The organism is Halomonas sp. SpR1 (assembly GCF_031010175.1).
Taxonomy (GTDB): Bacteria; Pseudomonadota; Gammaproteobacteria; order Pseudomonadales; family Halomonadaceae; genus Vreelandella.
The window spans coordinates 61,625-73,950 of the sequence record NZ_JAUAMB010000026.1; the positions used below are offsets into that span (position 1 = coordinate 61,625).

Here is a 12,326-nt window from a genome sequence, read left to right on the forward strand (position 1 = left end):
TTATATAACTTAGCGCGAGTAAGCCTGGGTATGTTGCGGCGCTTCTTCGTTATATTTTTGACCCTCACATTAGCCTCCATTATTGAGCAACTCAATGCCGGGTATTAAAGATTCTTCACTGCATTGCTCGCTTCCATCAAGTAGGTCGAGCGCTGAGCATTCTGCCCGAACGGCTGAAGTTTCGTGTGCGTTGGAGAGCATGGGCGATACGGTGATGCCTATGTGGTTGAACAAACACGCACGGCTGGCTGAATTTACACAGGTGATGCTGATTTCAGTAAGCGATGGCTATGAGCATGCCCAAGTCACGTCCGTGCACCTTGATTTGGCCAGTTTGCAGGCAGGCAACTGGACGGCGTTATTACCCACTTTTAAGCAAGCATTGACACGACTGGAGCGAAAGTTTTCCCACCCTTTGGTGTGGTGTCGGTTGGAATGGCCTTTTGCCGTACGACAGTGGCAGTGGCAGGCGCTGAAACAGGAGATTAAGCGCTGCAAGCGTAACTATTGTCGTAGCGGCTTAGCGTTTGTGGGTAAGAAATTTCCTCGACTCTTGCTGACAGAGATGGAACTCAACGCCAATGCCTGTTTGTACGCAGGCAATCGGGTTGCGCACGCTGAAGTTAACCAGGCTAATCTTGAGCGTTTTATAAAAGCACGTCATGGTTCCAGCCAAATGCCGGATTTTGCCGATAATATGCCGGTGTGGAGCTTCTCCACAACTGGCGTGTTCATAGATGTTAGCGGTGAAACGCCAAGTGTACATGCTCTGGATACCCAGCCGAGGCGCTGGGGGCGGCGAAAGACGCCTCCTTTGACCGCAGAATCTACCGGGGAGTTGATCGCTCGTTCCACTCGTTTTCTGGGTATGCAAGTGTGCCAAGATGGCCACTATGTGTATGGCTATTTCCCCTGCTTTGACCGCCGCATTAACACTTACAATGTTCTACGACATGCCAGCAGCACTTATGCTTTATTAGAGGGATATGAGGTCTGCGCAGATCAACGGCTTTTAAGTGATGAGCAGCTTAAACGGATACGCCAACAGATATCTTGGGCGCTTAATGGCATGTGTTCCCAGTTTATTATTCATCGCCAAGGGGCAGCCTATGTGGTGGATACAGGCAATATCATCAAGCTGGGAGCCAATGCGGTCGCTATTCTGGCGTTGGTAAAGTATCACCAGGTCACGGGAGATGGTTGTTATGCTGATCTGGCAGATGCGTTGGCGCTAGGGATTGTGCGAATGCAGGAAGCCGATGGTAGCTTTGTGCATGTACTCAACGCTGCAGATTTATCGGTCAAGGAAAAGACACGAATAATTTATTACGATGGTGAAGCTGCCTTTGCTCTGATGCGGCTTTACGACCATACCCGCAATAGTCGCTGGCTGGATTGCGTGGTCAAAGCGTTTGACTACTTTATCGCCAATGGGCACGAAAAGGCGCATGACCATTGGCTTGCTTATTGCTCAAATGAGTTGGTGACACATCGTCCAGAGCGCCAATATTTTGCGTTCGCAGTGCGCAATATCGTGGGCTATGTCGATTTTATTCGCGAGCGGATCACCACTTTTCCCACGCTGCTTGAGCTGGCAATGGCGTTTCACAAGACGCTGCTCAAGCTGGAGACACGGCCTGATCTAATCGATGTGCTGAATGGGTTTGATGTCAATGCGTTTTACCGGGCTCTGCATACCCGAGCGAACTATCTTCTGAATGGTTTCTTCTGGCCGGAAGTAGCGATGTACTTTAAGGCACCCGCTACTATCGTGGATGGTTTCTTTATTCGCCACCACAGCTTTCGCGTAAGAATTGACGATGTAGAACACTATCTTTCGGGGTTGGTGGCTTATCAGCAGATGCTTCGCAAAGGCGAATATGCCAGCATCAAGCCCCCGCTAGTGAATAGGCTTGATGCTGAGGCTATGGCTTCGGCAACTGAGGGAACATGGGTATCAGTACCACCGGATAAGTGGCTGGCGAGAGGGGTATGCTGTTGGCCAAAATCCTTTCAACCTGGGCAGGTAGTTGTCGCTCGGGGCAAGGAAATGGAGAAAGGTTTTTTGCCGTTTGCGGCTGTGAAGTCACTGGTCACTAAAGGTGCTTCTGCAGTGCTTTGCGATGATGGCGAGGCGTATCGTGATATCGGCGTCCCTGTGTTAAAAGTGCACGATGTGCGCACAGCGACATTGGCCATCGGCCAGTGGCAACGGCGCTGTTATGCTGGTCGCGTCGTTGGTATTACTGGAAGCGCAGGCAAAACAACGGCAGTGGCGATGCTAGCCCATGCGCTGAGCTACTCCGGCGCAGTAGGGCAAACGCAAGGTAGTGCCAATCTTCCTATTGGCATTGCCTGGAACATTGCTTCTATGCCGCAAGAGGCACCGTACTGGGTGGTTGAAATGGCCATCGGTTCCATGGCTCACAATACGGATCTTGCTCGCCCTGATCTCGCTATTATTACCAATATCGCTGCTTCGCATCTAGCCTATCACCACTCGTTGGATGAAATTGCCCGTAAGAAAGCGCTTATTTTTCAGAGTATGCCACCCAATGGCGTCGCCATTCTCTATCGTGATATGCCGCACTATACGTATCTTGCGGAGCAGGCAAGGAGCTACCACCTAAAAGTAGTCAGTTTTGGCGAACATGTTGACGCTGACATACGCATGCTTGAGTTTGCAGGCAACCGCGGGCGCATTACGCTCGATGGCACTTCGTATGAGCTCTGCATGAGCGCCATTGGGCGTCATATGCTGCTCAATGCCATGGCGGTGCTGGCAGTGGCTAGGCACGATAACCTTCCTCTAGACATCATAATATCCCGCCTAGCGTCTTTTCAGGCGGTGGCCGGCAGAGGCGAGGTGAGAGCCATTGATTACCACGGAGCGGCGATCACTGTGTACGATGAAGCTTATAATGCCAATCCTCTATCGATGCGCATGGCGCTGGAGGCTTTCTCCGCGCTATCCGTACAAGCTAACCAAAAGTTATTAATTCTCGGTGATATGCTGGAGCTTGGCTCAGAGGCAGAGGCTCTGCACCTGGAACTTGTTCCCATACTTACCGCGCTACCGGTTAGGCAGATACTGCTATGTGGGCAAAATTGCCAAGCCTTAGCCCCATTACTGGGAGGGGAGGCCGCCGGCGTGTTTCACTTTGCGGATGTCAAAGCACTAGAAACAGCTTTACCTGGACACTTAAAACCTCAAGATTGTGTGCTTGTTAAGGCTTCCCATGGCATTGGGCTGCACACGCTTTTTTCATCATGACGGCTATCTGTAACTACGTCTCGATAGCTCGGTGTGGGTGGGGTGCTCTGCTCCTGTTTTGCGTGGCGTTGCTAACACCTGATGCCGCTGATCCGCAGTCCGAAGTCGGCGAATGCTATTACCTACAGCGTGATAGATTGCTTGAGCAGTTAGAAAATGAGCCGAATCCTGAGAAGGGCGGTGATGCCATACACTTCTTTGTCGAGAGCTTTGACCCGCGTTCGGAACTACCCTCTACGCGGCTTGATGATCTGGAAATTCAGTTGGCGGCTGCCGATGCACTTTATAGCGAAGTATTGGGGCTCACGCCACCCTTGCATATGCCACGCTATCAGCGTGCGGGCTTCATTATAGTGATTTTACGTGCGGATCAAACACGTGGCGGGCAGGCTTATGACGAAGTTGTACGCAGCGCTGCCTCGCCAGGTTGTCATATTCGCATGGCATTGGGTGGGCAAGTGGATGCAGCACAAAACCTAACCCCTGCGCATGAGCTATTTCATCTATACCAAAACGCGCACATGATGTTTAAGCAAGGTTGGGTGCATGAAGGATTGGCTCGCTGGTCGGAATCGCTACTGAGAGGAAATGTACAAGAGGGGCCTCCCTTACCTGCGAGTGTCGAGGCACTTGAGAGGGTGTTGCAAGAGAGCTATGGCGCAGCGCCATTTTGGCAGCGATTGTTTTATCTGCTTGATACCCAAGTAACTAAACCCATCCCCGACGTGCTTCGTGATAAACGTTATTACGATGGCAGCCAAGTAGTGGCAGCGACCGAACTCTATGGGGGCACATTCCTGCCGCTACTTTTCGCTTCCCTGGATGAGGCCGGGGCAGCGTTGTCTCAACAAGAGCAATGGCCTGTGTATGGCTGGGCAGAAGCAGAGCAGCGCAGTTTGCGCCATAACGAGGTCATTTTATCCGCAGTGCACCATGCCGTTTCAACCTATATGCCGATAGCAAATCAACCGGACGAGTTACGTGTATTTATGCAACTTATAGAGCCAATGGCTGAGCGATGAGCAACCTAGCAGCACGCAGTGAGATGGGTGAGATCCATAGTGATCAAGTCCGCGACTTAATGGTTGCGCTGGCGCGCGCGGTGCTGTGGCCATTTCGCTGGCGCGTGGTCGCTATCCTGTTGATGCAAATCGCCAGCCAAGTAATGCTATTGGCAAGCCTAGTGCTCCCCTGGCAACTACTTCAAGTGCTGATAACCGGCCATAGCCGCATCGATGGCTGGGTTCCCGGGGCAGGCACTAGCAGCGGCAAAATAGCGGTGCTGATAGCATTGGCAGTAGCCTGTTTTTGCTCCTATGCCCTTCTCCAATGGCTGGTTAAAAAAGCCGTCGCGAGTCTTTCGGTAAAGATACTGCGTCACTTAAATAAAACGCGACTGGTTGCTAACCACCGCTTACTTGGCAAACGTGTACTGGGTGTTGTGATAGGCGCCATATCATCAACGGTTATTGCACTGCTATTTTGTCTGCTGATCGCACTTTTGCATCCCCTGTTAGCGCTATTGGCAGTGGTATGTGTGCTTGGGTTGGTAATAGTAGTTTGCTTTTACTACCGTTTTGAAAGGGTGCAGAAAATCCAAGGTACGCTACAGGGCAACGTGCTTACCGTGATCAATGTCAGTTTTGTACTGGGGTTTCTGATCATAGTTTTGGATTACCTAAATGGCACTATGCGGCCACTCCTGACGCTATTTATACTGTTGCTGAGTATGCGCCAACTAATGGCGGCAAGTATTAATGGGCTGGTGAGTTTCTTGAGTATTATCAAGTATTTTCAGCAGATTAATATGCTGCTTTTGCCACGCTCTCAGCAGGTCTCGCTGTTTTCAATTACTGATTTTGTTCAACGTTTTGAACAAAAAAACCTTAAGCAGTGGCTATTACCCTGGCTGGCTGAGCGTCAGCACTGTAACGGCGATCTTGATATTTTACAGTGTCGTCTGCTGCATGGGCGGGCGATAGCGCAAGTATTGGTGCGTGATACGGATGGTAGCGGCGCCTTACGCTATGTATTGCTCAAATGTTATGCGCCTGCTCGGGAGAATGAAGCACTTCATGAAGCTGCGCTTCTAAAAGAAGTAAGCGGCTATTGCTATGGCACCATTCCCACAGTGCCCGTTTTACTGGAAAGTAGCTGCTTGCCTTGGTGCTCTTTTGTATTGTTGGAGGTGGGCGACAAACTTCCTCAATGGAAAAACTCGGAAGAACGTAAACCTTGGATGAATGAGCTGCGTCAATGTCTGTTTCATGTTCCATTAGCTGATCGGCTGATTGCGCAATACACAGCAACTTTCGACTCTTTACCCGAGCGCATGAAGAAAATAAAGGCTTCGCATTTTGCGTATTTGACGCACGTGGATGAAGAAAGCGTTCAAGTTGCGAATTTTATGCATTTATGGCCACTAATGGTGGCTGCGGTGGAAAGAATCCCCAAATGCCTGACGGTGCAAAACCCGAGTAGTGCACGCATGGCGAATATAGACAGCCACATGCTGCTCATGGACTGGCAGGGCTGGGTATATGACACGATGGGAGCTTACTGGCCGTTATCAGCAAAACTGCATGCCGAAGTGTTTGAAGTTATGGAAAGTCAGTGGGAAGCCTCGCGTGTCCAGCTAACCTGGTCTAAATTTGATACCCCCGCCATTGCCGCAGATTACGTTGCGTTGGCTGCGCGTGCGCACGAGTTTTGTCAGCGTTGTCAGGCTAATAATGATTCTGGAGCGCTTAATATGATGGCTGGCCTTATAAAGGCTTATGGTGCAATAGAACATCGTCATTCTTTTTTTGCTGACCAAGATGATGTTGCAGGCTTGCATCGTATTTTGAGCTCGGAGAAAAAGTAGCTACTACTCATAAACGCCTGTATCGGTTTTATTGAACAGCTACCCCGCACACAACCCCTTGCCTGCCAAGACAGCCCTGAACGTCACTTGCATTCTTTTTCCTGCCACTTTGCCCGTATTGTCCACCGGTACAATATGAAACTGTCTTGATCAAGGCTAGGCTTGCTTCAGAATGCCGTAAATAGCCATTTTCATTAGGCTTCAATAAAAAGCGGCGACCCTTTTATTAAATGGTGGGCGGAGAACAGCATATGGCAACGGCAACAGTTATCGCGATTTCAGGTCAGGCTTGGGCACGTGGCGAAGACGGCAACCTGCGCGAATTGCGCATTGGCGACGTTCTTCAGGTGGGCGAAACGCTCATCACATCTGCGGACGGTCGTGTTGAGCTAGACTTTGCCGACGGAACAGGCGCTAACGTTGTCGAGGGTGGCCAAGAAGTTGCTGTTACTTCCGAACTTGATATTGACGCGATTGTCGCCACCGATGCCAGTGCCCAAGACGACGACCTTGAAGCCCTACTTGCCGCTCTTGACGACGAAGAGGGTGATCTCCTCGACCTTCTTGACGCGACTGCTGCCGGTGGTGGCGCCGGCGGCGGTGGCGGCGGTAGCGACTTCGTTCGCGTTGCACGTATTGCTGAAGAAACCGACCCGCTAAGTTTCGAGACTGAAGGCGGCCTAGAGGGCGCTGAGTTTGTTGAGTTTGATGATGGTGCGGCGGCTGTTTCAAATGAACTAGATGATACCGATGCGGACGCTGATGCCGATGCTGATGCTGATTCGGACGCCGACGCTGATGCGGACGCAGATGCAGATGCAGATGCCGACGCAGATGCCGACGCAGATGCTGATGCGGACGCTGATGCCGATGCAGACGCGGATGCCGACGCTGATGCAGATGCAGATGCCGACGCAGATGCAGATGCTGATGCAGATGCTGATGCAGATGCGGACGCTGATGCAGATGCTGATGCTGATTCGGACGCCGACGCTGATGCAGATGCGGACGCGGATGCAGATGCAGATGCGGATGCCGACGCTGATGCAGATGCGGACGCAGATGCGGACGCAGATGCGGACGCCGACGCCGACGCTGATGCGGATGCCGATGCTGATGCTGATGCTGATTCGGACGCCGACGCCGACGCCGACGCCGACGCCGACGCCGACGCTGATTCGGACGCCGATGCAGACGCGGATGCAGATGCCGACGCAGATGCTGATGCAGACGCCGACGCAGATGCTGATGCGGACGCCGACGCCGACGCCGACGCCGACGCCGACGCCGACGCTGATTCGGACGCGGACGCGGACGCGGACGCTGATGCCGATGCCGATGCCGACGCTGATGCAGATGCCGATGCCGACGCTGATGCTGATTCGGACGCCGACGCCGACGCCGACGCTGATGCGGACGCAGATGCCGATTCTGACGCAGATGCAGATGCAGATGCAGATGCTGACGCTGACGCAGATGCCGATGCTGACGCAGATGCCGATGCTGATGCTGATGCTGATGCTGATGCGGATGCGGATGCGGATGCAGACGCCGATGCTGATGCGGACGCAGATGCAGATGCGGACGCCGACGCTGATTCGGACGCTGATGCTGATGCTGATGCGGACGCCGACGCCGACGCTGATGCAGATGCGGACGCCGATGCCGACGCTGATGCTGATTCGGACGCCGACGCCGACGCCGATGCAGATGCGGATGCAGACGCTGATGCAGATGCGGACGCCGATGCCGACGCTGATGCTGATTCGGACGCCGACGCCGACGCCGATGCCGACGCAGATGCAGACGCGGATGCCGATGCGGATGCAGACGCGGATGCCGATGCGGATGCCGACGCGGATGCCGATGCGGATGCCGACGCAGATGCCGATGCAGACGCAGACGCGGATGCAGATGCGGACGCCGACGCCGACGCCGACGCTGATTCGGACGCCGACGCCGACGCCGACGCCGATGCGGATGCAGACACGGATGCCGATGCGGATGCGGATGCAGACGCCGATGCCGATGCTGATGCGGACGCGGATGCAGATGCGGACGCTGACGCTGACGCTGATTCGGACGCGGACGCTGATGCCGATGCCGATGCCGATGCTGATGCGGACGCCGACGCCGACGCCGACGCCGACGCTGATGCGGACGCCGACGCCGACGCCGATGCGGATGCAGACGCGGATGCCGATGCGGATGCGGATGCAGACGCCGATGCCGATGCTGATGCGGACGCCGATGCCGATGCTGATGCGGACGCTGATGCGGACGCTGACGCTGATTCGGACGCGGACGCGGACGCTGATGCCGATGCCGATGCCGATGCTGATGCGGACGCCGACGCCGACGCTGATGCGGACGCCGATGCCGACGCTGATGCTGATTCGGACGCCGATGCAGATGCGGACGCTGATGCAGACGCCGACGCCGACGCCGACGCCGACGCCGACGCCGATTTAGAAGCCACCATCACTATCGACACCATTGCTGATGACGACGTGATCAATGCCGATGAGGCTGAGCAGAACTTCACCGCTATCAGCGGTACGGTGGGCGGAGACGTGGTGGCGGGTGACCAAGTCACGCTGAGCGTGAATGGCAACAGATACACCACCAGTGTGGTCGACGATGGAGCAGGCAGCCTGAGCTATAGCACTGCTGTGGCAACTGCAGACCTGATCGCCGACAAGCGTGTGGAAGCCAGCGTGACCGCTACCGACGCGGTGGGTAACAGCCAGACCGCGACCGAAACACGTGACGTCGCAGTCGACACCGAGATAGCCGCGGGAATCACCATCGACACCATCGCCGGTGACGATGTGATCAACGGTGAAGAAGCCGCTGAAACCAACACCACCATCACCGGCACGGTGAGCGGAGACGTGGTGGCAGGTGACCAAGTCACCCTCAGCGTCAACGGCACCGACTACACCGGCGACGTCGTGGACGACGGCGCAGGCAACCTGGGCTACAGCATCGACGTGCTCACGGCAGACCTGATCGCCGACAACAGCGTGGAAGCGAGCGTGACTGCCACCGACGCGGCGGGTAACAGCGAGACTGCCACCGCCACGCGTGACATCACGGCCGACACCGAGATCGCTGCGGGCATCACCATCGACATGATTGCCGGTGACGACGTGCTCAACGCCGACGAAGCTGCTGAAACCAACACCACCATCACCGGCACGGTGAGCGGTAGCGTGGTAGCGGGTGACCAAGTCACGCTGAGCGTCAATGGCAACAGCTACACCACTAACGTGGTCGACGACGGTGCGGGTAACCTGGGCTACAGCACTACCGTGGCTACCGCCGACCTGATCGCCGACAACAGTGTGGAAGCGAGCGTGACTGCCACCGACGCGGCGGGCAACAGACAGACTGCGACCGAAACACGTGAGATCACAGTCAATACCGAGATCGCCGCGGGCATCACCATCGACACCATTGCCGGTGACGATGTGATCAACGCCGCCGAGGCTGAGCAGAACTTCACAGCTGTTAGCGGCACGGTGAGCGGTGACGTGGTAGCGGGTGACCAAGTCACGCTCAGCGTCAATGGCAACAGCTACACTACTAACGTGGTCGACGACGGTGCGGGCAACCTGAGCTACAGCACTACCGTGGCTACCGCCGACCTGATCGCCGATAACAGTGTGGAAGCGAGCGTGATCGCCACCGACGCGGCGGGTAACAGCCAGACTGCGACCGAAATACGTGACATCACGGTCAACCTGGACGCCGCGGCCACGATCAGCATCGACACCATTGCTGGCGACGACGTAATCAACGGCGAAGAAGCCACCCAAACTATCAGCGTCACCGGCAGTGTGGGCGGCGACGCCAAAGCGGGTGACACCGTCACCCTGACCGTGGGCGACGAAAGCTTCAGCGGCCAGGTAGCGGCAGACCTGACCTACGCCATCGACGTCCCCGGACCCCTCCTGGCCGACAACGACAGCGTGAGTGCCGAAGTGACTGGCAGCGATGCTGCAGGCAACGCCTACAGCGCCGACGCCGCCCGTGACTACGGTGTCGACACCGACGCCAGTGCCACGATCAGCATCGACACCATTGCCGGCGACGACGTGATCAACGGCGAAGAAGCCACCCAGACCATCAGCGTGACCGGCAGCGTGGGCGGCGACGCCAAAGCGGGCGACACCGTCACCCTGACCGTAGGTGACGAGAGCTTCAGCGGCCAGGTAGCGGCAGACCTGACCTACGCCATCGATGTCCCAGGCAGCGTACTGGCCGAGAACGACAGCGTGAGCGCCGAAGTGACCGGCGAAGACGCTGCGGGCAACGCCTACAGCGCCGACGCCGCCCGTGACTACGGCGTCGACACCGACGCCAGCGCCACGATCAGCATCGACACCATTGCCGGCGACGACGTGATCAACGGCGAAGAAGCCACCCAAACTATCAGCGTCACCGGCAGCGTGGGCGGCGACGCCAAAGCGGGTGACACCGTCACCCTGACCGTGGGTGACGAAAGCTTCAGCGGCCAGGTAGCGGCAGACCTGACCTACGCCATCGATGTCCCCGGATCCCTCCTGGCCGACAACGACAGCGTGAGCGCCGAAGTGACCGGCGAAGACGCCGCAGGCAACGCCTACAGCGCCGATGCCGCCCGTGATTATGGTGTCGACACCGACGCCAGCGCCACGATCAGCATCGACACCATCGCTGGCGACGACGCAATCAACGGCGAAGAAGCCACCCAGACCCTCAGCGTCACCGGCAGCGTGGGCGGCGACGCCAAAGCGGGCGACACCGTCACTCTGACCGTGGGTGACAACAGCTACGAAGGCACCGTGGGCGAAGACCTCACTTATGCCATCGACGTCCCAGGCAGCGTACTGGCCGACAACGACAGTGTGGCCGCTGAAGTGACCGGCGAAGACGCTGCGGGCAACGCCTACAGCGCCAACGCCGCCCGTGACTATGGCGTGGACACCGACGCCAGCGCCACGATCAGCATCGACACCATCGCCGGCGACGACGTGATCAACGGCGAAGAAGCCACCCAGACCATCAGCGTCACCGGTAGCGTGGGCGGCGACGCCAAAGCGGGTGACACCGTCACCCTGACCGTGGGTGACGAAAGCTTCAGCGGCCAGGTAGCGGCAGACCTGACCTACGCCATCGACGTCCCCGGATCCCTCCTGGCCGACAACGACACCATCAATGCTGAAGTCACCGGTAGCGACGACGCGGGCAACGCCTACAGCGCCGACGCCGCCCGTGACTATGGCGTCGACACCGACGCCAGCGCCACGATCAGCATCGACACCATCGCTGGCGACGATGTAATCAACGGCGAAGAAGCCACCCAGACCATCAGCGTGACCGGCAGTGTGGGCGGCGACGCCAAAGCGGGCGACACCGTCACCCTGACCGTGGGCGACGAGAGCTTCAGCGGCCAGGTAGCGGCAGACCTGACCTACGCCATCGATGTCCCAGGCAGCGTACTGGCCGAGAACGACAGCGTGACCGCTGAAGTGAGCGGCAGCGATGCCGCGGGCAACGCCTACAGCGCCGATGCTGCGCGTGACTACGGCGTCGACACCGACGCCAGTGCCACGATCAGCATCGACACCATTGCCGGCGACGACGTGATCAACGGCGAAGAAGCCACCCAGACCCTCAGCGTGACCGGCAGCGTGGGCGGCGACGCCAAAGCGGGCGACACCGTCACCCTGACCGTGGGTGACAACAGCTACGAAGGCACCGTGGGCGAAGACCTCACGTATGCCATCGACGTCCCGGGCAGCGTGCTGGCCGAGAACGACAGCGTGACCGCTGAAGTCACTGGTAGCGACGACGCGGGCAACGCTTACAGCGCCGACGCCGCCCGTGACTACGGCGTCGACACCGACGCCAGTGCCACGATCAGCATCGACACCATTGCCGGCGACGACGTGATCAACGGCGAAGAAGCCACCCAGGCCATCAGCGTGACCGGTAGCGTGGGCGGCGACGCCAAAGCAGGCGACACCGTCACCCTGACCGTGGGCAGCGAGACCTTCACCGGCACTGTGGGTGAAGACCTCACTTATGCCATCGACGTCCCAGGCAGCGTACTGGCCGACAACGACAGTGTGGCCGCTGAAGTGACCGGCGAAGACGCTGCGGGCAACGCCTACAGCGCCAACGCCGCCCGTGACTATG

4 protein-coding genes are annotated in these 12,326 nt (G+C 57.1%); all 4 read left to right on the forward strand.

Annotated features, from left to right (window positions below; translation table 11 throughout):
* Positions 1-220: 220 nt before the first annotated feature.
* Positions 221-3,274 carry a Mur ligase family protein gene (locus QT231_RS16920; protein WP_308338008.1) on the forward strand — a complete coding sequence of 1,018 codons (3,054 nt, stop codon included), beginning with the start codon at positions 221-223 and terminating at the stop codon, positions 3,272-3,274.
* Positions 3,271-4,296: a hypothetical protein gene (locus QT231_RS16925; RefSeq protein ID WP_308338009.1), complete on the forward strand. Its 1,026-nt coding sequence runs from the start codon at positions 3,271-3,273 to the stop codon at positions 4,294-4,296. Before QT231_RS16920 ends, QT231_RS16925 begins: the two co-directional genes overlap by 4 nt.
* The gene (locus QT231_RS16930; RefSeq protein WP_308338010.1) at positions 4,293-6,140 is read left to right on the forward strand and encodes an ABC transporter ATP-binding protein; all 1,848 of its coding nucleotides are present in this window, start codon (positions 4,293-4,295) and stop codon (positions 6,138-6,140) included. The genes QT231_RS16925 and QT231_RS16930 overlap by 4 nt, the downstream gene beginning before the upstream one ends.
* A gap of 251 nt (positions 6,141-6,391) precedes the next feature.
* Positions 6,392-12,326 (forward strand): Ig-like domain-containing protein (locus tag QT231_RS16935; RefSeq protein WP_308338011.1); only part of this gene is annotated, 5,935 nt, incomplete at its 3' end.